Raw genomic sequence first — 21,156 nt, forward strand, 5'->3', positions numbered from 1 at the left:
AATTGAATAACAGTTGGTACATATTCATAGAAGCTTTGCAGAGCACTTATGGCGCCGGCGGCGTCGTGATGCTCCCTATTCTGCTGTGCGGTGCCATCGGATTCTATTTTCTGTATTCTACCTGGATTCGCATTGGCCGAGATATCTTCCGTAAGGATGTCCACAAGGTTGTGGATCGCCTTCGCAAGGACTTGCATGAAAGTGTAAGCGGCCGCGGTTTAACCGCCCGTAGGCATTTGAAGAAACGTGGCGGAATTGTGGCCCGTGAACTTCATTTGGCCTTGAAGGTGGCTATCGATACTCCGGCAGATTATCAGGACTACATGCAAGTGCGCATGATCAAGACCGTGCGCTATATGCAGCAGGGAACTCACATTGTTTCGGTGATGGCGGCTGCGGCTCCGTTGTTGGGTTTGCTTGGAACCGTTACCGGCATGGTGTCTACCTTTGAAGTTATTACCCTTTACGGAAACCAGAATCCGGTCCTTATGGCAGACGGTATTTCTGAAGCTCTAATTTCTACACAGAGCGGTTTGCTCATTGCGTTTCCGCTGACCTTGTTAAAACAGCGCCTGGACGAGCGTATTGAATACCTGACTCAACAGTTAGAACTTGGCGCTACGATTATTGAAAACTGGACCTCTGGTCGGGAATAATGAGGCTGATTATGAAATTCAAATTTTTTGTTTTGCTCGCCCTGGGCCTCGTTTCAATGAGCTGCTCTTCTAAGGAATCCGCTGAAGAGTATAAGGCGGGAAAAAACGAAGTGACGGCTGAACCCGCGGTTGAAATTTCCATGGAAATCGTAAATGGGGAATCCTTCGTAGATGCCCGCGATAACCAGGTGTACCGCTATGTGAAAATTGGCGACGCTGTCTGGATGAAGGATAATCTGAGGTTCGCTTCCGAAAAAAGTTTCTGCAATCAGGAATATGGCGGCTGCGACAAGGTGGGCCGTTATTACACCATCGAGGAATTGTCGACCTTGTGCCCTGAAGGCTGGAGGATTCCCAAGGCTAAGGATTTTGCGGCCATGCAGAAGGCCTGCAAGAAAAATCCGGGATTCTGTCTATGGCACGAATTTGAAAAGCAGGGCTCTGACGAAATTGGGTTCTCTGCCTTGGCGCTGGGACGTTACGACTTGCACGTCTCCAAATTTTCTGAGGTTGGAACGCGGGCTTATTTCTGGAGCGAAACGAACGGAAAGGCGAAAGATGTATTTACCCTTAAAAAAGGGGAGTATGCCAGCAGCATCAACCGTGCCGAAAAATCAGATGCCTTTGCGGTTCGCTGTGTGAAGATGTAGGATTTTGGGTTCGCAAAAAAAACAAAGCATACCTTTAGAGTAAGAGTTAAAAAATGGATTTTAATTTACCTCGCCGAAAGCAAAAGGATATGGGCATCGATATGGGCCCTTTGATGGACATTGTGTTCATCTTGCTGATTTTCTTTGTGGTGACTTCTAGCTTTACTCGCGAAACTGGCGTGGATGTGACAAAGCCCGAAGCCCAGAGTGCCTCGCAGCTGGAAAAGGAAAACATCCTGGTGGCCATTACCCGCGAAGGTACAATCCACATTAACGAACGTCAGGTGGATTTGGCCAGCCTGCAGGATATTCTAAAGCAGACTCTTGCAAAGACGCCTGATCGTGAAGCCGTGATTATTGCGGATAAAGGTGCGGAAACTGGGGTGCTGGTTCAAGTAATCGACGCCTGTAATTTAAGTGGAGTGAAAAAAGTGTCAATCGCTGCACAAGCGGACTAAACAATGAATTATGAGATATGAATTACGAGATACGAAAGAAGTGAGCTGTGTGGACAGTCGTTCTGAACTTGTTTCAGAATCCCATGAATGCACGAGACCCTAAATATCTCATATCTCGTAACTCATATTTGCCTTTCGCCTTATGATAAAGTTTGTTCTAAAACTGGTTAAACGTTTTTCTGTGCTGATTGTTGCAGTACTCAGCAGCCTTCTGCTGGTGTTTTCGGTGACGGTCGCAAACTTGTTCATTTCTGGAAAGATGAATGCCCAGAAGAAATTCGTAAAAACAGAAGTTGCCGTAAAGAAACCCGAAGAAGTCCAGAAGAAACAGGAACAGAAAAAGCCTGCCCGCAAACCTAACCGTCAGAAGTCCAATTCCCGTTCCCCCAAGGCGGGCCCCCGCATGGCCATGAATCTTGGGGTTGCTGGAGGCGGTGGCGGTGCGGCCATTAGCGAGGAACTGGTCTCTGATTTTCGCGGTGGCGCCATGGCCAATCAGTCTGGCGATGTCGACAAGAAACCTAATAGCAGATCTATGCCCCAGTTTGAAGTCCCCGCCCAGATTCGTGATCGCGAAATTGACGCCAGCCTGCGTTTGACTTTCTGCGTCGATGCCAGCGGGCGTGCCTATGATATCCGCATTGTGGAGGAATCTCCGGCGGGATCTGGCCTTGGCCAGGCTGGTAAGGATGCCTTGAGCCGTATGACTTTTGAACCTGCAGAAAAAGATGGTAAGGCGGTGCCTTTCTGCGGAATGGAACAACCGTTCGAGGTGAAGTTCCATGATTAGGACTAAACGAGCCTTGAAGGGCCTGATTATTCTTTTCGCATTTGTTCTAGCGATTTCTGCATTTGCGGCACAGTCTGCATCGGATGTTATGGATCGCGCCAATGCTCTTTATCGTGAAGGCCGCTTTAAGCAGGCCATCACATTGTATCGCAAGGCGGCTGACCGCGGGGCTGATCCCGTTGCGGTAAGTTTCAATATTGCCAATTCCTATTATCAGTCCGAAAAGTATCCCGAGGCTGCAGCAAGCTACCGTAAGGCGGTAGACTATTCCAATGGAACTTTCGCTCCGGCACTGTTTAATATGGCCAGCGTTTACTTTAGATTGAAGCAGTTCCCAGAATGCGTGGCCGCTTATCATCGTGCGTTAAAGCTGGAACCTAATAACATTAGCGGCTGGCTTTATCTTGGCGAAGCCTACAGCAAGACGGGCGATAAGATTGGCGCCTTGAAGGCAGTAGAAAAAGCCTATGCCTTGGACAAGTCCGACATTAGCATTGTGTACCAGCTATCAGAAGCGAACATTGCTGTAGACGATTTTGATCGCGCTGTTGCCGTGATTCGCGAAGGCTATACTTCCCACCCGGAAGAAATTGACTTCCTGGTTTACCTGGGTGATGTTTTCCGCCTGCAGAAAAATTATGAGCAGAGCGCAGGCGCTTACCGCGAAGCCCTTTCCATTCGTCCCGACGATGTGAATACCATGTATAAGCTTGCCGACGTCCTTGTTGAAGACAACAAGCAGTTTGTGGCCATGGATATTCTGAATAATGTCTTGCAGATCAAGCCGGATTTTGTGGATGCGGCCATCTTCCTCGGGAACCTGGCTTATGACGCCAAGTTCCTGGAACGTGCAGAATCTGCTTATGAGATTGCAGCGAAACATGGCAACGCCGAAGCGGTTTATGGTTTCAAGAATCTGGCTTATGACGCCCACGCCCAGAAACGGGATGACGAAGCCCTTCGAATTCTGAATCTCGCTCTTAAGTATTATCCTGACGATGCCACAATTCAGGTTGACATTCTGGATCTGACGTCCAGCCAATAAATCAACCAAAAATTCAACCAATAATTCTATTCTTCGAATAGAACCACGTTGTTCCTGCCGGCGGCCTTAGCTTTATAAAGGGCTTGGTCCGCCTGGTCAATGGCTTTCTTGTAATCCATTCCGTCGTATCGGGAAACCCCTGCCGAAATGGTGATGGGGCAAACCTTGCTTTTAGCCTGGGATACTTTTTTGCGAATTCCCTCGACGAGACTCATGGCGTGTTTAATGGAGGTGTTGGGCATCAGCAGCACAAATTCTTCGCCACCCCATCGGATGAAATAATCGCCCTGTCTCATGTTCTTCTTTACGATCGCGGTAAAATCCTTTAGGACGATGTCGCCCTTGGCGTGACCGTAGTTATCATTGACGGCCTTGAAAAAATCGATGTCGAACATGGCGACGCATAGGGGTCTTGTCAAGTCATCGATGAACTGGTTGTTTTCTTCCTTGATCAGATTCTGGATGGCATTTCGGCTGTTGGCTCCGGTAAGCTGGTCGTACATAGAAATGTACTCGAGCATCTTCTGAGCCCTGAAATGCTTGATGTAGAGTTTCTGCATAAAGAAGTGGGCTACCGTCGTTCCTATAAGGCAGGGGAGATTCAGGGAAATAAGGATGTCAAAATTGGGGTAGTGGATAATGCAGTCTGTGCCCAGAATAGAAACGAGTACAATCCCGCTGACGGCGACTACATAGTGCCAGGGGGCCGCAAATCCAACTGCAAAAAACAGGAACTGGTTGATGACGGAACCTTCACCAAAATGAGTCTTGTCGGGAAGGTAATAGACGACCCAGATTGTACACCACAACACCGAAAGGACCGTCAGGTAGGTGGCGACGGTCATAATCTTGTAGTTGGTGGTCTTTCGGCTAAGGATGGCGAGTCCCGCTGCTATGACCAGAGGGAACAAGCGCATGGGCAGAACTTCCCAGGCTGTGTATCCGAAAATCTGACAGTCCGAAACGAAGTAGGTTACCATGCAGAAGGATGCGATGATTGCAACCCAAAAAGTGAACCTGTGGTAGAACAAGTACTTGGACTTATAAAATTCCTGGGGGTCGATATCTATTGGCAGTAAACGCATCTAGGAAAAACTAAATAACCAAACTTTTTTTTTGATGGTTTGCAGAAATAAATAAGTTCCAAGTTGGACTATGCTCGCCGGCGATTATTTTCACCTTGACTGTAGAAGTCAGCCTTTTCTTCTAGCATACGTTTGCTGATTTCATCAAGGAATGCGGAAATGTCGTTTTCCGGGTTGATGTTGCAGCTGCTGAAACAGGCGGACATTTTATAGGAGTTTCTGGGATCCCTGTTAAATTCGCTGAAAGCGGACTTGATGCTGGCAATACACATGTTGATGGCCATTTCGTCTTGCGTGTTCACGATGGCGATGAATTCATCGCTGGCATATCTGACCACTGTTCCTAATTCACCGATGGAATGGGCTATAATCTTGGCTGCGTCCTTGAGGGCATTGTTTGCGGTCGATCGTCCCAGTTCCTTGTTCATTTTCTTGAACCCGTTCAGGTTGATCATGATTCCCGATACGTTATGGCGGGTGTTGCCTATATATTGCCCTTCGAGTACGTCTAGGTAGGCAAAGTTATAGATGCCGGTCAATTTATCCCTGTAAATGCGTTCGCGCTGGAGGCTGGCCATGAGGCCTGCAATAGAAATGGTAAAACAGGAAGAGATGGTTGAAATGCCGTAAATCAGGGACTGAGCCACATTACCTGCCAGGAGGGGGAGTAGGTAGACTATGATGGGGAAGTTTTTCATGTAACCGCCGCGATGCCTGCAGATCAGGTAAAGGACGATGCTGTCAATCATGAATCCATAGTCAATGACACAGAAGAACCAGTAACCTGCCCGACGGATATAGGTGTTGGAATCCGATATTTCGAAAATAATCGGGAGGAAAAAGTTAACCAGGATAATGGCTATACCCAGCATCAGGGCGCAATTGAGAATGTACTTGTGGGTCAGGGAGAGCTTGATTTTGAGATGGCTTTTCAGGAATATTAACCAGAAGAAGGAGCCGAACATGTCGGTTGCGTAAAGCAGGGAATTGCCCGCCTGTACGACAAAACGGTTTAATGTTCCAGGCTGGCCATCGCATGCGAAAACGAAGGGGTCGATGACGCAACCCATGAATGCCGAAATCATCATTAGGAGCAGACAACAGCTTTCTATGTTTTTTTCGCGCAGACGGCTCCAATTGCTTATAAGCAGAATGCCGATAAGCATGATGCCGAAGCTATTGGCGACATAGATTGCTGTAAGATTCAAACCTTTTTCCGTAAAAAACCGTCCTGTTGTAAGAAAAATATAATATCAAATTGTTTAAATGTTGCACTTTTGCAAAAAAATGTAAAGATGGATGTGAGGTTTGGTTTTTGCAAAAACTGCAAAAGTGTTTTTGGAGAGGTAATGGTTATAGGGGGGCTTGAAATTTATGTTTAGACTATAACGAAACGTAAAAAAAGAGGATGTATGGGATTGCGTTTTTCTGTAAAGGGTGCGTTGGCGGTTGTGGCTTTCGCCGGCATGGGGGTGGCAAGTGCGGCTACTTCTCTTTCTGTGAATTTGGGGGATAGCATAAGACCCGTGACCCATGTGGCCACGGGCTCCCTTTACGGTCTAACTGAAACATATCCGCTGGATATCGACAAGGATGTGGCTCCCCTGAAGCCCAACGTCTTCCTGGCTCCTGCCCGCAGCGGACAGGGACGTCAGCAGCCCATTGGAGGCGCGTTCCTGGTGTCTCCCCGTATTAAGAACACCACGGGAAAGGTGCAGATCCGCCTGGCGGACATTTTGCCTGGTTGGCCCTATCGGTTCAAGGATATGAATTCCTGGAAGCAGGAAGTGACCGCCGTGGTGAACGACAAGAAGGCCTCTGAAGTTCAGAATTTTGACGGTTACGAAATCTGGAACGAACCTAACGATACCTGGAAATCCACTACCATTGACTTTAATTCGGGTTTGTGGAAGCAGACTTATGATTTGCTCCGTCAGCTGGATCCCAAAGAAAGGATTGTGGGACCTTCTTACTCTTGGTATAACGCTTCCAAGATGGAAGAATTCGTGAAGTACTGTTCCGCCAACAACTGTATGCCCGATGTGATTAGCTGGCATCAGTGGGGTTCTGAAGGCTTGGCTGGAGCGATCGAGAATTACCGCAATCTGGAAAAAAAGTATAACGTTACTCCTCGTGCAATCAGTATCAATGAATACTCTTCCAATGAACATCTGGAAGAAGGATGCCCGGGTGTTTCTGTTCCCTTCATCGCGAAGTTTGAACGCCATGGTGTAGAAAGTGCCATGATTTCCTGGTGGTTCACCAACTTGCCGGGTCGTCTGGGAAGCTTGCTTACCGCCAAGAACGAACGCGGTGGTGGCTGGCATCTGTACAAGTGGTATGGCGACATGAGTGGCTATATGGCCAAGGTGACTCCTCCTAACGACAAGAGCGATGGCGTGGATGGATTTGCCGCTGTCGACGTGAAGAAAAATTTTGCCAGCATCGTTGTAGGTGGAAATACCCTCGGCGATGTAACCGTGGATATTGCCGGTGTCCCTGCCGCTTTCGGAAGCAAGGTGAATGTGGCTGTGGAATATGTGACCTGGAAAGATAAGGATACCGCCGTTCCCTCGACGACTCCGGAATCCAGCAAGGAATATACCGTAAGCAACGGAAAGATTACGGTTCCCATCAAGATTACCAATGTCTATAACGCCTACCGTATTTACGTGACACCCATTATTCCCCAGAAGCCTTTTGGCTCCGAGGCTATCAAGCTCCCCGGAAAGATCCAGGCTGAAAACTACGATGTGAACGGCTCTGGCGAAAACAATACTTCCTATTATGATGCCGATGACGAGAACAAGGGCAACGTCTATCGCGAAGACGGTGTAGACCTGGAAGAAATTGAAGAAGGTAATTATGTTGTCGGTTATACCATTGCCGGTGAATGGCTGGAATATACGGTGGATGTGGATGCCGATGGCGAATACCCGCTAACGATCCGTGCCGCTGCCGGCGGCACCAGCGGAAGTGTGCAGCTCTTTGTCGATGGCAAGGCTGTGACTGATACCGTCGCCATTCCCCAAACTGCAGACAACAAGTGGGATGTCTATGAAAATGTGGACGCAGGAAAGGTTACGCTAACTGTCGGGGAACATATAATCAAGTTGGCCATTACCGGAAGCTACGCCAATATTGACTGGTTTATGCTGGGCGAAATTCCCCAGGAAATTGTGGAACAAGATTCCATTGAAAGCCTGAAGGAAATGAACCTGCGTCTGGATAATGGTAGAGAGGCTTACACCCTGTTCGATATGCAGGGCAACCGAGTTGGACAATTCATGGCTGCAAATCTGGGCGAGGCTTACGCTACTGCCAGTCTGCAGGCTCGTAAGTCCGGAGTCTATATTATGAAATCCGCTAGAGGCAAGGCTCTGCGGATATCAGTAAAGAAGTAAGAAGTTTCACTCCTACAACCCACCGGCCCCGCAGTAATGCGGGGTCATTTTGGTTTAAAGCTGTTCCTTGATCAGGTCGATGATTTGGTTGATTGCTTCTTCGGGAGGCAATTCTGTGTCGCCACCTGCAGCGCGGACATGGCCGCCACCGCCAAAGGTGCTGACGACCTTGTTGACATCGACATAGTAATTGGAACGAAGACTGATCTTGTATTTGCCGTTGACGGGGTAGAGGAAGACGGTGACTTCGGTTCCACTGACTTCGCGGAGGGTGTCTACTACGGTTCCCATTTCAAAGGGCTTCACATCGTAGCGTTCCATGTCGGCGGGAGTGACGTAAGAGTAAACGACTTTACCGTCCAAGGCCAGTTTGGATTTTTCTAGGGCGAAACCTGTAATCAGGGTTTGCTTGTAGCTACGGGTATAATAAGTCTCGTTGACAATCTTTGCAAAGTCGCAACCCTTGTCGATGAAGTCTCCAACGGCGTTCATGGTGCGCTTGCTGGTGCAGCTGAATTTGAAGGCTCCGGTATCGTGGACGACACCGAGGTACATGCAGTTGGCGGCGTTCTTGCTGATCTTATTCTTGTCTAGCTGATAGAACAGAACCTCGCTGGCGGAACTGGCTTCGGGTTCCACGATGTTCACGTTGCAGAGGTTTAGCGGGTTACTAATGTGGTGGTCAATGTTGCAGGTAAACTTGGCCTTGGCTAGGCACTCTGCGCCCTTGGCTCCACAACGTTCAAAACTGGGGGTGTCCAGCAGGAATGCCAAATCCACGTCACGGCCGTCGTATTCTGGCAGCGTCTGGTCGGACCCGCTTAAAAGGCGATAGCTTTCCGGAAAACCTTCGACAAAAACCGTGGCGCTGATTTGCGGATAGTTGTCCTTGATGTAATTGAAGAGGCCGAGGGTTGAGCCAATGCAGTCTCCGTCTGGGCGAACATGTCCAAAAATGGCTACGGTATTCGCCTGGGAAAGCATTTCGTCGATGGTCATGTCAGTTCCTTTTTTGCTGCCTTTACAGAAATCTTCAGACCGTCCAGGAAGTCGTCTACGGTTTCCTTGCTGGCTTCGTGTTTCTTAAAGCCGATGGCGGCCTTGATCTTGTAGGGCGTCGTGTTTTCTCGGTTGAACTTGTCGAAGTTCATCTTGAGTTTTTCAATGCAGTTTGAAATATGCATTTCTTCCTGAGAATCCACCATGATGATGAATTCGTCGCCGGCATAACGTAGGATAGATCCCCACTGTCCGACAGAGTCATGGATGATTTCTGCAGTTTTGCATAAGACTTCGTCTCCGCCCTTGTGCCCCAATCTGTCGTTGATCTCTTCAAATTCGCAGAGGCTGATCATAATGCCTGTCGCCTTGCGTCCCTTCTGGGAATACAGATTTAGTACGTAATCTAGGAACGGACGGTTGAAGAGACCGGTCAGGTGATCGCGGAAGACTCGTTCATTCTGCAGGCTTGTAAAGGCGCCTGCGATAGCGACTGCGAAACTGGGCGCCATGATAGATACGCCGTAGAAAAGGGACTGGATTACGGTTGCCACAAAGATGGGAATTGCATAAAGCCAAATGGGGAAGAAGCGGATGGTGCCATCTTGCCTATAATTGAGGTAGTAGATGGACAGGGAATTTAGAATGATACTGTAGTTGACGCAGATATAGATCCAGTAGCCGAATTTGCGGATATAGACACCCTGGGCATCAACATCATAGATAAAAGGATGGATCGTATTGATCACCAGCATGGCGGGAAGAGTGATGATGGTAATCAGCATGCTCTTGCGTTGCAGGCTACCCAGTTCCACCTTGAAGTGTTCCTGGAGGAAGACAAACCAGCTGAGGGCGCAAAGGAAGTTGGAGGCGTAAAGCCAACTATTCATGTGGAAGACGATTAATCTGGCGTGGGGGCCTCCCATGCCGTCTGTTGCAAAGGAGAGCAGGTCTGCAAGACAGCACGAAAAACAGGTAGCAAGCATGGCAATCAGCAGCTTACTTTCCTTGCTTTTCAAACGGAGACGCCAAATGTTGCCGATGATCATGATAATCACCAGAACCATACCGATAATATCGGTTCCTAGCGCCATTCGGATGTCAATAGGTGATTCCATTAAGTACCCTTTTTTCCCAACCCTTTCTAAAATTATAATAATATCTAATCTGTGGTTTACTTGATGGACTGATTTTTGTATGAAAAATTTATATTTTCTGCAGTTCCAAATTGGAGTTTAATATGTCTAAGTTGATGCGTTCTATTTCGGGTATTCGCGGTATTGTGGGCGATACCCTTACCCCCCAGGTTTTGCAGAGCCATGTTCGTGCTTTTTTGGAAATTACCCAGGCCAAGCGTATTGTCATCGGTCGCGATAGCCGTCCCACTGGCGATGCCATTGTGCAGTATGTGGCAGGAATTTGCCGTCTTTCCGGTGTAGACGTGGTCGATGTTGGCCTTTCTACGACTCCTTCCGTGGAAATTTTGACTACCCATTTTAAGGCCGATGCAGGTATCATCATTACCGCTAGCCACAATCCCCTGGAATGGAACGCCCTGAAGTTCCTGAACAACAAGGGCCTCTTCCTGGGTCCCGATGATGTGAAGAAACTGTTTGAATTGGCCGACGCCAATCAGTTCAGCTACCCTGACTACCGCACCATGGGCAAGTACGAAGTGGCTCCCGATGCAGACGGTATCCACATCGATGGTACCCTGGGCATCCCCTTTGTGGACGTTGAAGCCATCAAGGCCAAGAAGTTCAAGGTGGCCGTTGATGCCGTGAACGGTGCCGGTTCTTACATCGTGCCCCGCTTGCTGGAACAGTTGGGCTGCGAAGTGGTTCGCGTACACTGCGAACCTGACGGAACTTTCCCCCGCGGTGCAGAACCTCTGCCCGAAAATCTGGGCGACCTTCGCGAAGCTGTAAAGGCAAACGGATGTGCTGTTGGCTTTGCCGTAGACCCGGATGCAGACCGCTGCGCCCTGGTGGATGGCCTTGGCCGCAGCATCGGTGAAGAATACACTCTCGCCATTGCTACCGAAGAAGTCCTTTCCCAGAAGAAGGGCTCCGTCTGCGTGAACCTCTCTACCAGCCGCATGAACGAAGATGTGGCTACCAAGTACGGTTGTGAATTCAGCCGTGCCAAGGTGGGTGAAATCAATGTTAGCCTGCAGATGATCGAAAACGGTTGCGTTATCGGTGGTGAAGGTAACGGCGGCGTGATTCTGCCGGCCCTCCATTATGGTCGCGATTCCCTGGTGGCAGCAGCCCTGGTCTTGAGCTGGATGGCTCACCACGATGGCGGTCCCGAAAAGTTCGTTGCAGAAAATCCGGCTTACTCCATGCCCAAGAAAAAGTTTGAACTGGGCGACAAGAGCGTTGCTGAAATCCTGCCCAAGGTGAAGGCTGAATTCGCCGGCTGGACCATGGATGAACGCGACGGCCTCTGGCTGGGTTCTGAAAAGTCCTGGGTTCATGTTCGCGCAAGCAACACTGAACCTGTGATCCGCGTGATTGCCGAAGCCCCCACGGCGGAAGAGGCTGAAGCCCTCTGCTCTAAGGTGGAAAAGCTCATCTAAACGCCACAATTGCTTGCCACTTACGGACAGAATTGCTCAAACGGGTTACTAAATGAGGCTAAAACCTCGATTTAGTAACCCGTTTTCTATACAAAGTAATTTACTTCTTGCTGAAATCTTGTTTTAGAGGTTACTAAATGACTTTTTTACTATTGTTTGGTAACCGTATTTCTCAATAGAAAATGTCAAATTGATTAATTTTATACGTACAAACTAAAATTTTGGTTACTAAACTTGTTTAGAATTATGTTTTAGTAACCTCATTTCAAAAAAGAGATATATGCTTACCGCCATAATTCTTTCAATCCTATTCTTGCTGGGGGATGCCGGTGTGTTGTTCTTAAGTCAGAAAAGTTTTGGCCGCCTGCCTCAGGGGGAACGCCTTGCCCGTATCAAACAGTCGCCGAATTACAACGGCGAACAGTTTGTGAATCTTGATACCACCGTCAACTTGATTTACAAGAAAAGCAAACTGCAGGTATGGAAGGAATTCCTCTTTGACAATTCCGGCGTGCAGATCGCCCCTGCCAAGGGTGATTCGTTGACCGTTATCCGCACGGACTTGAAGGCGCTCCCTGCCGACAAGGATTGGTTGGTATGGTTCGGGCATTCCAGTTACCTGATGAACCTTTCTGGCAAGAAAGTCCTGGTAGACCCTGTTCTGTATGCGGGCTCCCCGGTTAGCTTTGTCAATAAGATGTTCAAGGGTACCGATGTGTATAAACCCAAGGATTTCCCCTTCATCGATTATCTGGTCATTAGCCATGATCACTGGGATCACCTGGATTACGAGGCCGTTGTCGAGTTGGAACCTAAAGTAGGCAAGGTCATTACTGGCCTTGGGGTGGGTGAACATTTTGAATATTGGGGTTATCCAAAGGAAAAGCTGATTGAACTAGACTGGTGGGAAGATTCCGTCTTGCATCAGGAAAAGGACGTCTCTGGTAATGACCGCATTTTTAAGGTCGTCTCTACGCCGGCCCGACATTTCTCCGGTCGCGAACTCCATCAGAATAGAACCCTCTGGTCTTCTTTCTATTTCAAGACGCCTAAACGTAACGTATGGATCAGCGGTGACTCCGGTTACGGTTCCCATTTCAAGACCATAGGCGAAAAGTTCAAGGATATCGACTTGGCTGTTCTTGAAAACGGTCAGTACAATCCTGACTGGGCCTTCATACATACCATGCCTAAATATCTAGGTCAGGAAATGAAGGAACTGAACGCCAACCGCTATCTGACCGTTCATCATTCCCGATTCGCCCTGTCGAAACACGATTACCGGGAACCTCTGGAAAACGCGAAGCAGGCTGCCAGCGAATCCGGCAAACCTGTTCTGATGCCCCAGTTGGGCGAAGTCCTCTATCTTGAATAATCGAAAGGATTGAATAAAAAAGGATTCCCTGCAACAAACAGGGAATCCTTTTTAAATGAGAGAGGATTTAAGATTCTTTAGAACTGTTCAAAGAACTTGTGGACTTCTTCAGGTACCCAGGTGTTCTGCCAGCTGCCATTGTCGAAAGCAGTCCACTGATGGGAACCGTTCCAGCTGCACCACTTCACAGGGAAACGTTCATCGACCTGCTTGAAGTCATAGCAGAGGTGACCGGAACCGCCCACTTCCTGGGGTTTTTCGGAACTGGCGTCAGTGAATTTGCTATCACCGTCAGATGCCTTGCCGTTCTTCTTGAGAACGCGGGGCAGTGCGCTTGTGAGGGCGGTGTTGTAGGGGCAGGTGCCGTCGTTCTTGCCGTGAACATTCATCCAGGCGATGGGCAGCTGCTTTTCAGTTCCGCTCTTGTGGGGTTCGTAAATGTTGTAGTCTGCTACAGCGTAGGTAACCACAGCACGGACTCTTTCCTGGAATTCTTCTGCCAGGGAGTAGCTGTACATGGAACCGAAGCTAAAGCCGGTGACAAACACGCGGGAGGTATCGATACAGTAGTTGTCTTCCATGGTGGTGAGGAGCTTGTCGAAGAACTTGTGGTCCTTGTCGCTGTACATGCTCCAGGGCATGCCATCGGTGTCACCGCGGGGAGCTACGAAGATGTAGTTTCCTTCGGTGTCCAGTTTCTGCTGACCGTAGTAGGGAGACGGATGGTCCTGATCTGCGAAGTGATGAACGAAATCTTCTGCATTGGAGCCCATGCAATGCATTGCGAAGAGCAACTTGTATGGCTTTTTGTTGTCGTAGTTAGACGGCAGGGTAATGAAATATTCGCGGTTTTCGCCGTTGATGTTCATTTCGAAACGGTCACCGTTTTCAACGCTCTTGGTCTTCACCAAGGTAGAATTCTTGCCGCAGCCTTTGGAGGGGCGCGGAGCGTTCTTTAGGGCATAGCCAAATGCATAAGTCTTTTCGGTGGGGCCCAGGGCGACTTCGCTGGAACTTTCGATTACAGGTTCGCTATCGGAGCTGGCGGGAGTGGGATCGCTATTGGAGCTTGTCGGGTTGGGTTCCTCGCCAGGGATGCCGGGGTTCACTTCTTCGCCGGGCTCGCCAGGAACAACTTCTCCACCGGGCACAACTTCTTCGCCGGGAACGCCAGGATTGACATTTTCACCGGGATTAACTTCTTCACCGGGGATGCCGGGATCGACATTTTCGTTGCCGGAGCCAACTTCTTCGCCGGGGACGTCCGGGTTGACATCGGGGTTCAAGGCCGGATCGCCACCCAGTTCTTCACCGACGGAGGCGCTGGAGGCCAGCAGACTTTCGGTGTTTGTGATGGTGTTGGTAGAGTCTTCGCTGCAGGCCATTAGGGACATGGCGACCAATGTTGCGCAGGCCAGACCGAACTTCTTTTTCATAACTACTCCTTTATAAATCGTACAACGAACTCAATGCCCGTAATACGCTCTATTTATATCTATTCAAAAAGGTGGATTATTCCTATAAGGAACACTTCCTTTTTATGGACAATATGTCCAAGCGCAAAGCGCCCCAAACCAGCTTAAATCTATGCCCAAAACTTCGCAAATGTTCCAATTCGGAATAAATGGTGTTGTTAAATGTTGTAAAGGGCGAAATATCGCGAAAAAAACGCAAAAAGGCCAATTTAATGCATAAAGAGGTTCCTCTGGGGAGGAACCTCTTGGTGGATTGGAGGAGTACGAATGAAGATAAAGAGCTGTTTTTTATGGCCTAGGCCACGGTGAGCTTGCGGGCGGCGGCCTGCTGCTTTTTCACCAGGGAGAATGCCAGGATGCCGTTTTCCAGGGCGACCTTGATGTTTTCGCAGTCGATATCGTCGGCCAGGCGGAAGCTACGTTCGTAGGTGGTCTTGGTTTCCTTGCGGGTGCGGGAAGCCTTGACGGTGATGATGTTCTTTTCTACCTGGATGTCGATGTCTTCCTTCTTGACGCCCGGCAGTTCCACTTCCAGCATGAAACCATTCTCGACTTCGTAGTAGTCTGCCTTGGGAGAGTAGTTGCATTCGCCCTGGGCGTTGGCGGCGTTCAAGCTGTCCAGGAAGTTCTGGATGCCATAGAAAGCGGTGGGGATAACGTTTGCATTGATCATGATTTTACCTCTTTTTTAATTTTTTTGCCCTTCGGCACTCGCCGTGGGTTTCTTTTTGTTTTTACACCCTGCCTATTGCAAAGGCCGTGCCAACTTTTTAAAAAGCGGTTCTTTTGGGCGAATTTTTTATAGTATGCGTTTTTTGTCTGCGTTCCCCATAAAACTCATTTCATCCCGAAACGTATGGTGTTTCAACCCTGCAACATCGGTCGTTTAATTTCTAAATTACCCCCTATGCCGCGCAATCTATACGAAGGAAATATCCTAAAGAACATCGGACTTTTCTCGGTCCCGTTCTTGATTGCGAACTTTTTGCAGACCCTTTACGGCATGGCGGACCTGTTCATTATCGGTCAGTTTACCGATGCGGCGGGGATTACGGCTGTGGCTGTTGGCAGTCAGGTCATGCATTTCGTGACGGTAATTCTTATTGGGCTTACCATGGGGGCGACGGTCCTTATGGGGCAAGCCGTGGGGGCGAAGCGTCATAGGAGCCTTAGCCGGATTCTCGGAAATACGGTGGTGATCTTTGCTGTGGTGGCCATCCTGTTTACGGCGGTGCTCCTGGCGACGGCTCCCCAGATTGTCTCGTTGCTTTCGACGCCTGCAGAGGCTGTGTCCGGAACAGTCCGTTACCTGGTTATATGTTTTCTGGGCGTTCCCTTTATTACGGCCTATAATGTCATTGCCGCCGCTTTCCGCGGTCTAGGCGATACCAAGAGCCCCATGTATTTTGTGACGGCTTCCTGCGTGGTGAATATTGCGCTGGATTACCTTTTTGTCGGGCCTCTGGGAATGGGGCCGACTGGGGCTGCGCTTGCCACGGTGTTTTCCCAGCTGTTCTGTGTGGTCGTTACCCTTGCGGCTATCCGGCTTGAACGGGTACGTTTTGGGGTGGGGCTGTGCCGACGGGATTTCCGCCTGAACAAGGCGCTTATGTGGTCCTTGCTGAAAATCGGATTCCCCGTGGCCTGCCAGGAAGGCTTTATCCAGATTTCGTTCCTGTTTATTACGCTGATTGCCAACTCCCGCGGCCTTGAAATTGCCGCGGCGGTGGGGGTCGTCGAAAAGATAATCTGCTTCCTGTTTTTGGTGCCGTCGGCCATGCTCTCTACGGTTTCTGCCATTAGCGCCCAGTGCATCGGTGCCGACCGTTATGATCGTGCCCGACAGACGTTGTATTGCGGCATCGGTATCGCTGCCGGTTTTGGCCTGGTCTGCGGAATCCTCTTCCAGTTCGTTTCGGAACCGGTCCTTGCCCTATTTACCGATGACCTCCAGGTTGTAAAGTTTGGGGCCCAGTATCTGCACGCTTACGTTTTTGACTGCATGGTGGCGGGAATTCATTTCTGCTTCAGCGGATACTTCTGTGCCTGCGGGCTTTCGCTTGTTTCGTTTATTCACAATGCCGTGTCCATTGTGACTCTCAGGGTGCCCGGAGCCTACCTCGCTTCGGTCTGGTATCCGGATACCCTGTTCCCTATGGGAATCGCCACTTTGTCGGGGTCCTTCCTATCGGTTGTGATTTGCGTCACAGTCTACGCTTGGTTAGAACGTCGCCGCCGCCAGAAACAGAATTAAAACACAAAAATTTCCCATTGTGGTAAACGCATTTTTTGCCACGAGATTTTATTTTTATACTTATAAATTGGGTGATTTTTGTTTTGCGGAGTTTTTTTGTCTAATTTCCTGATTGGATATATTGTTGCCTCGCTGTTTATTGCGGTGTTGGATTCTCTCCTGGCCATTGTCTCTTTTAGAAAGGGTGGCGTTCAGGGGAAGGCCTTGGGTGCGACCTGTGTTGGCTGCGCCTTTGTGGACTTGAGCTATCTGGTTAGCGTTCTTGTTGACGATTACTTCGTATATTCCTGCCTGTCCAGCGTCTATTTCGTGTGTATCGACATCATGCTGCTCTGCCTCGTGATGTTCATTCGTGATTTTTGCAAGTTTAGGAACTCGGCTGTTGGTAGGGGGCATTTCATGGCCGCCCATTTCATTATTCTTGTCGATATCATTGTCTTTGCCATTAATCCCTTCTGTGAAATCGCCATAAGCTATGTTCCCCGTGCAACGGAATTCGCCAAGTACAGCTATAACATGCATGGCCTTTTCTACGTGCATCTGTTTTTCTGCTACGCCATGGTGGCGACTTGCGTTTACTTCTTGCTTTATAAGTTGGTCAGTGTTCCCCTGGAATATAAGAGGCAGTTCCTTTATGCCGTCGCAGGTGTAGTTTCCATTGTGGCGATCAATGCCGTATTCCTGTTCCTGCCGGGTCTTTCCAAGTACAACTTCCTTGATTATTCCATTCTTGGCTATAGCATTGGCGCCTATGCGTTCTATTGGGCCTGCTTCCAGTATTCTATCAAGGGCATGACAAATCTGTTCAAGATGAGTGTCTTCGAGAATATCGACCAGGGACTCATGCTGTTTGATTACGAAAACCGTCTGATTCTCTACAACGATATGGTGTATAAGCAGTTCCCTAGGCTTAAATTTAGGGATATGCTGCCGCTGCGTGAATTCACCGATATGTGCGGCGTGAACATCAAGGACAATTACGAGAATTACGTGGTGCAGTGCTATGCCGAAACAGATGCCGGCAAGAAGCCTCTGCGTTGCGACTTTAGAACGTTGCGTAATAAGCGTGGCCGCATCATTGGCCGACTGTTCATGTTCTCCAATGCGGTTCTCGCGACGGATCCTCTGACCGGTTTCCATAACTGGGATGATTTCGTTTTCTATTCCGAAGAAAACAAGGACGTTGCTCGCGGAGACCTGGTTGTTCTTGCCTGCGACATTATGGGCTTGTCGTTTATTAACGGCTCTAAGGGCCGGCATGCCGGTGACCGTTGCATTAAGGAACTGGCAGACTTGATGCGTAACTATTTCCCGGATGATGCCTATTTTGTTCGCGGTCAAGATGCTATTCTCATTGCATTCTGCGCCGGTGGGTCCGAAGAAATAGTTGTTGACTCCTTGAAGGCGCTGGAAGAAAAGTTTGAACCTAAAATCCAGTATGGTGTCAGCGTATGTAGAAGTTCCGACAATATGCTGGAAGGCATAGGTCTTGCCATAAAGGGACTTAAGCAGAAAAAACTGCTGTGTAAGGAATCCAACCATTCCGTAATCCTGAATTCCCTGGTGCAGGCCCTGCAGGAAAGTGACAACGATACCGAGGAACATGTCCGCAGAACTCAGCTGATGGGCGCGGAACTTGGCCGCCGTATCGGCCTGAACGACGTGCAGTTGAGCGACCTTTCCCTGCTGTGCCTCCTGCATGATATTGGCAAGATCGGTGTTCCCCTTGAAATTTTGAACAAGCCCGGCAAGCTGACTGCCGAAGAATGGGATACTCTGCGAACTCATCCGGTGAAGGGTTATCAGATTGCCCAGAGTTCTCCGGAACTTTGCGGTATCGCCGATATGATTTTGCACCATCATGAACGTTGGGATGGTGCCGGTTACCCGGATGGTCTGGCCCGCGAATCGATCCCCCTGCTTTCTAGAATTATTGCGGTGGTGGATGCCTTTGATGCCATGGTGAATACCCGTGCCTATCGTAAGGCCCTGCCTCAGGATGTGGCTATCGAGGAACTGAAGCGCTGCGCCGGTACTCAGTTCGACCCCAACATTGTTTCTGAATTCATCCAGATGATCGAGGCGCTGCCTTCCAAGGCTTCGGAAGTGGCCGAGGCGGTTTCCGAAGAAGTCCGTGAAGTGGTCAGGGATGAATTGACTCAAGGTGCAAGTTCTGCCAATTCCTTCCATAGTGTGCATAACCTGCGCTATGTCCGCTATACCCTGGACGAGCAGAATAACATTATTGATTTTGACAAGGACTTTGAACGTCTAACTGGATTTAGTGCGTTGGATATTCAAAAGAATCGCATGAACCAGACGGACTTGCTGCCGCCTGAAGACCGTACCGAATATGTCTGCCAGATTACAGAAGCGCTTGGCAAGAATCCCAGTGCGTTCTTTGAACATCGTATCATGCGTAAGGACGGTTCTGTTATTTACGTGCTGTGCTACGGTCGTCGTTATTTTGATTCTGCCACCAGGTCCGGTCGTGCCGAGGTCATTGTGGCCGATGTGGCGGACACCTATACTTTGCGTATCATGGCTGACATGGAACGTAACAAGGTTCGCCGTCAGCAGGCTCAGTGGGAAAATGCTTACCGCAGGGATTCCCTGACCGGCCTGTTGACCCGAAACGCCTTCAAGAGTGATACGGAATTCAAGTTGCTGGAAGGCAAGTGCAAGGTGATGCTGTTGATGCTGGATGTAGACAAATTCAAGGAATACAACGACACCTATGGCCATGTCGCCGGTGACGAGTTCCTGAATCTTATCGGTCAGACCTTGCTTTCTTCCTTGCGTCGAGATGACATTGCCGGACGTATGGGCGGCGATGAATTTGCGGCAGCCCTGTTCTTTAAGAAAGAAAGCTCCGATGAATTTATGTATGAACGCGCCCAGCAGATTTTCGATAAGATCAACATGACCTTGAAGATGGCTGCAAAGGGAACCAGCCTTTCTATGGGTGCCATTATCTCTAACGAAGAGATGAACACCTTCAATGAACTGTATCAGTCTGCTGATAAGCTTCTGTACAAGTCTAAGGAAAACGGTCGTTCCAGACTTTCTGTTCGCCAGTAATTAGTCCAGCTTGCCCTGGTAAAGTTCCAGGAGCTTGCGGGCCAGAAGGCTTGTGTACTTGGCGTTGGTCAAGGTGACCTTGGCTTTTTCCAAGTTGTTTTTCTGGGAAAGATAATCGGTATAAGTGAGGGCGCCTGCGTTGCGCTGTTCTTCGGCGACGGCCAGGGCTTCTGTTTCGGCATCGACCTGGAGGCTGGCGGCCTTCCACTGCATATCGGCACTCATGGCGTTGATGTACAGCTTCTCGATGTTGTTCTCCAGATTTTTTGCGGATTCCTGGAGGGCTACCTGGGAAGAGGCTTCGTTCACCTGGGCCTGCAGCACCTTGTTTTCGGTGGAGCCGTTATCGATGATGGGAATATTGATGTTCAGGGAAAGCGTGTTTGTCCAGCCTTCCTTCATCTGTTTGCCGTACTGGTCTGACTCAAAACCTGTAAATCCTGTTGTGGAGCTTGCGCCCAGAGTGACGGTAATGGAGCTATTCTTGCCGGTCACTTCGGTGTTCTTCTTGGCGGCCTTCACGGAAATACTGTCTGATTTTAGACCCGGGTTCGCAATACGTGCGTCTGCCTGTAATTGTTCGTAGGGCGGAAGAGCCTCTAGGGAGTCGGGGGTAGAAACGTTAGCCTCTAGGGCCACCACGTTCATGCTGTCGCTGGCGTCCACTTCCATAAGCTGGCGCAGGGTGGTCTTGGCGGTGCTGACATTCAGCTGGGCGGTCAGCTGGGAAACTTGTTTCTGCAAAACGCTGGACTGGGACTGGGTCAAATCCTTCTTGGTGACGGAGCCCGCTTCGTACAGCTTACCGTAATTTTCAAATTCGGCTTGGGCCAGTTCGACGGAGGCGTCGGCGGTGCGCAGGTTTTCCTGGGCGGCCAGCAGGCTCATGTAGGCGTTCAGCACACTTTCTTGAATGGAACGCTCGGTCTGCTTGGTGGCGAGGACTGTGGCTTCCTTGGACAGCTGAGACGCTTCGGTGTTCAGCTTGGAGGATCCGCCATCCCAGAGGGTATAGGAGCCGGAAACGCCTACAGAAAAACGGTAGTGGTCCTGGGGGTGGGCGGCCAGGGGGCGGTCGTAAATGGAGTTGCCGATGCTTGCGCTGACAGTGGGGCCGCCGCTAGCCTGGGCCTGCCTTACAGAAATGTCGGCGGACTGTTCCCTGAGCTTGGCTGCTTCCAGGGAGAGGCTTGCCTTTTTGGCCTGATCAAGGCATTCTTCGAGGGTCCATGTGCCGTTTGCTGCCCAGAGCGCGGTTGCACTGGCGATAAATCCGTAGAAAAATGCTTTCGAGTTGATCATG

Annotated in this window: 17 protein-coding genes; 10 read left to right on the plus strand and 7 right to left on the minus strand. The window is 49.5% G+C overall.

Annotation, left to right across the window (positions count from 1 at the left end):
* Window positions 1–2 precede the first annotated feature (2 nt).
* The 5 genes from BUB73_RS12275 to BUB73_RS12295 all read left to right on the plus strand — a co-directional run bounded on the left by BUB73_RS12275 (window position 3) and on the right by BUB73_RS12295 (window position 3,599).
* Window positions 3–656 (plus strand): MotA/TolQ/ExbB proton channel family protein, encoded by a 654-nt coding sequence (locus BUB73_RS12275; RefSeq protein WP_073286233.1) that lies wholly within the window; start codon window positions 3–5, stop codon window positions 654–656.
* A gap of 11 nt (window positions 657–667) precedes the next feature.
* Window positions 668–1,306, plus strand: a complete 639-nt coding sequence (locus BUB73_RS12280; protein WP_170932316.1) for an FISUMP domain-containing protein — start codon at window positions 668–670, stop codon at window positions 1,304–1,306.
* Window positions 1,307–1,359: 53 nt separating this feature from the next.
* On the plus strand, window positions 1,360–1,764 hold the full coding sequence (locus tag BUB73_RS12285; protein ID WP_073159736.1) for an ExbD/TolR family protein: 405 nt from the start codon (window positions 1,360–1,362) through the stop codon (window positions 1,762–1,764).
* Between the two features lie 142 nt (window positions 1,765–1,906).
* Entirely contained in the window at window positions 1,907–2,554 is a 648-nt protein-coding gene (locus BUB73_RS12290; RefSeq protein WP_254795025.1) for an energy transducer TonB, read from the plus strand.
* Window positions 2,547–3,599: a tetratricopeptide repeat protein gene (locus tag BUB73_RS12295; RefSeq protein WP_254795026.1), complete on the plus strand. Its 1,053-nt coding sequence runs from the start codon at window positions 2,547–2,549 to the stop codon at window positions 3,597–3,599. The genes BUB73_RS12290 and BUB73_RS12295 overlap by 8 nt, the downstream gene beginning before the upstream one ends.
* A gap of 26 nt (window positions 3,600–3,625) precedes the next feature.
* Here BUB73_RS12295 and BUB73_RS12300 read toward each other — a convergent pair whose 3' ends face one another.
* Window positions 3,626–4,684: a GGDEF domain-containing protein gene (locus BUB73_RS12300; RefSeq protein ID WP_073159738.1), complete on the minus strand. Its 1,059-nt coding sequence runs from the start codon at window positions 4,682–4,684 to the stop codon at window positions 3,626–3,628.
* A gap of 68 nt (window positions 4,685–4,752) precedes the next feature.
* Window positions 4,753–5,892: a diguanylate cyclase domain-containing protein gene (locus BUB73_RS12305; protein ID WP_083539766.1), complete on the minus strand. Its 1,140-nt coding sequence runs from the start codon at window positions 5,890–5,892 to the stop codon at window positions 4,753–4,755.
* A gap of 204 nt (window positions 5,893–6,096) precedes the next feature.
* On the opposite strand from BUB73_RS12305, the gene BUB73_RS12310 reads away from it, so the two are divergent.
* A complete protein-coding gene (locus BUB73_RS12310) occupies window positions 6,097–8,088 on the plus strand; it encodes a cellulase family glycosylhydrolase (RefSeq protein ID WP_083539767.1) in 1,992 nt (663 codons plus the stop codon).
* A 54-nt stretch (window positions 8,089–8,142) separates the two neighbouring features.
* Here BUB73_RS12310 and BUB73_RS12315 read toward each other — a convergent pair whose 3' ends face one another.
* Together BUB73_RS12315 and BUB73_RS12320 are read right to left on the minus strand one after the other, a co-directional pair.
* Window positions 8,143–9,087 carry a DHH family phosphoesterase gene (locus BUB73_RS12315; RefSeq protein WP_073159740.1) on the minus strand — a complete coding sequence of 315 codons (945 nt, stop codon included), beginning with the start codon at window positions 9,085–9,087 and terminating at the stop codon, window positions 8,143–8,145.
* Entirely contained in the window at window positions 9,084–10,205 is a 1,122-nt protein-coding gene (locus BUB73_RS12320; RefSeq protein ID WP_073286239.1) for a GGDEF domain-containing protein, read from the minus strand. Before BUB73_RS12320 ends, BUB73_RS12315 begins: the two co-directional genes overlap by 4 nt.
* Window positions 10,206–10,327: 122 nt before the next feature.
* Here BUB73_RS12320 and glmM point away from each other — a divergent pair, with 122 nt between their 5' ends.
* Window positions 10,328–11,668, plus strand: a complete 1,341-nt coding sequence (glmM, locus tag BUB73_RS12325) for a phosphoglucosamine mutase (protein WP_073286242.1) — start codon at window positions 10,328–10,330, stop codon at window positions 11,666–11,668.
* Between the two features lie 280 nt (window positions 11,669–11,948).
* Window positions 11,949–13,043, plus strand: a complete 1,095-nt coding sequence (locus BUB73_RS12330) for an MBL fold metallo-hydrolase (RefSeq protein WP_073286244.1) — start codon at window positions 11,949–11,951, stop codon at window positions 13,041–13,043.
* A 77-nt stretch (window positions 13,044–13,120) separates the two neighbouring features.
* On the opposite strand, the gene BUB73_RS12335 is transcribed toward BUB73_RS12330, so the two are convergent.
* Both BUB73_RS12335 and BUB73_RS12340 read right to left on the minus strand, forming a co-directional pair.
* On the minus strand, window positions 13,121–14,479 hold the full coding sequence (locus BUB73_RS12335) for a hypothetical protein (protein ID WP_073286247.1): 1,359 nt from the start codon (window positions 14,477–14,479) through the stop codon (window positions 13,121–13,123).
* A 334-nt stretch (window positions 14,480–14,813) separates the two neighbouring features.
* Window positions 14,814–15,191 carry an Hsp20/alpha crystallin family protein gene (locus tag BUB73_RS12340; protein ID WP_073159749.1) on the minus strand — a complete coding sequence of 126 codons (378 nt, stop codon included), beginning with the start codon at window positions 15,189–15,191 and terminating at the stop codon, window positions 14,814–14,816.
* Between the two features lie 234 nt (window positions 15,192–15,425).
* Here BUB73_RS12340 and BUB73_RS12345 point away from each other — a divergent pair, with 234 nt between their 5' ends.
* Window positions 15,426–16,772 carry an MATE family efflux transporter gene (locus BUB73_RS12345; protein WP_073286249.1) on the plus strand — a complete coding sequence of 449 codons (1,347 nt, stop codon included), beginning with the start codon at window positions 15,426–15,428 and terminating at the stop codon, window positions 16,770–16,772.
* A gap of 96 nt (window positions 16,773–16,868) precedes the next feature.
* Window positions 16,869–19,853, plus strand: a complete 2,985-nt coding sequence (locus tag BUB73_RS12350; protein ID WP_073236019.1) for a diguanylate cyclase domain-containing protein — start codon at window positions 16,869–16,871, stop codon at window positions 19,851–19,853.
* On the opposite strand, the gene BUB73_RS12355 is transcribed toward BUB73_RS12350, so the two are convergent.
* Entirely contained in the window at window positions 19,854–21,155 is a 1,302-nt protein-coding gene (locus BUB73_RS12355) for a TolC family protein (RefSeq protein ID WP_073286252.1), read from the minus strand.
* Window position 21,156 lies beyond the last annotated feature (1 nt).

This window comes from Fibrobacter sp. UWH6, from assembly GCF_900142465.1.
GTDB lineage: Bacteria > Fibrobacterota > Fibrobacteria > Fibrobacterales > Fibrobacteraceae > Fibrobacter.

Coding starts and splice junctions, on each gene's coding strand:
- BUB73_RS12280 (WP_170932316.1), top strand. CDS start 668: ATGAAATTCAAATTTTTTGTTTTGCTCGCCCTGGGCCTCGTTTCAATG.
- BUB73_RS12285 (WP_073159736.1), top strand. CDS start 1,360: ATGGATTTTAATTTACCTCGCCGAAAGCAAAAGGATATGGGCATCGAT.
- BUB73_RS12290 (WP_254795025.1), top strand. CDS start 1,907: ATGATAAAGTTTGTTCTAAAACTGGTTAAACGTTTTTCTGTGCTGATT.
- BUB73_RS12295 (WP_254795026.1), top strand. CDS start 2,547: ATGATTAGGACTAAACGAGCCTTGAAGGGCCTGATTATTCTTTTCGCA.
- BUB73_RS12300 (WP_073159738.1), bottom strand. CDS start 4,684: ATGCGTTTACTGCCAATAGATATCGACCCCCAGGAATTTTATAAGTCC.
- BUB73_RS12310 (WP_083539767.1), top strand. CDS start 6,097: ATGGGATTGCGTTTTTCTGTAAAGGGTGCGTTGGCGGTTGTGGCTTTC.
- BUB73_RS12315 (WP_073159740.1), bottom strand. CDS start 9,087: ATGACCATCGACGAAATGCTTTCCCAGGCGAATACCGTAGCCATTTTT.
- BUB73_RS12320 (WP_073286239.1), bottom strand. CDS start 10,205: ATGGAATCACCTATTGACATCCGAATGGCGCTAGGAACCGATATTATC.
- glmM (WP_073286242.1), top strand. CDS start 10,328: ATGTCTAAGTTGATGCGTTCTATTTCGGGTATTCGCGGTATTGTGGGC.
- BUB73_RS12330 (WP_073286244.1), top strand. CDS start 11,949: ATGCTTACCGCCATAATTCTTTCAATCCTATTCTTGCTGGGGGATGCC.
- BUB73_RS12335 (WP_073286247.1), bottom strand. CDS start 14,479: ATGAAAAAGAAGTTCGGTCTGGCCTGCGCAACATTGGTCGCCATGTCC.
- BUB73_RS12340 (WP_073159749.1), bottom strand. CDS start 15,191: ATGATCAATGCAAACGTTATCCCCACCGCTTTCTATGGCATCCAGAAC.
- BUB73_RS12345 (WP_073286249.1), top strand. CDS start 15,426: ATGCCGCGCAATCTATACGAAGGAAATATCCTAAAGAACATCGGACTT.
- BUB73_RS12355 (WP_073286252.1), bottom strand. CDS start 21,155: ATGATCAACTCGAAAGCATTTTTCTACGGATTTATCGCCAGTGCAACC.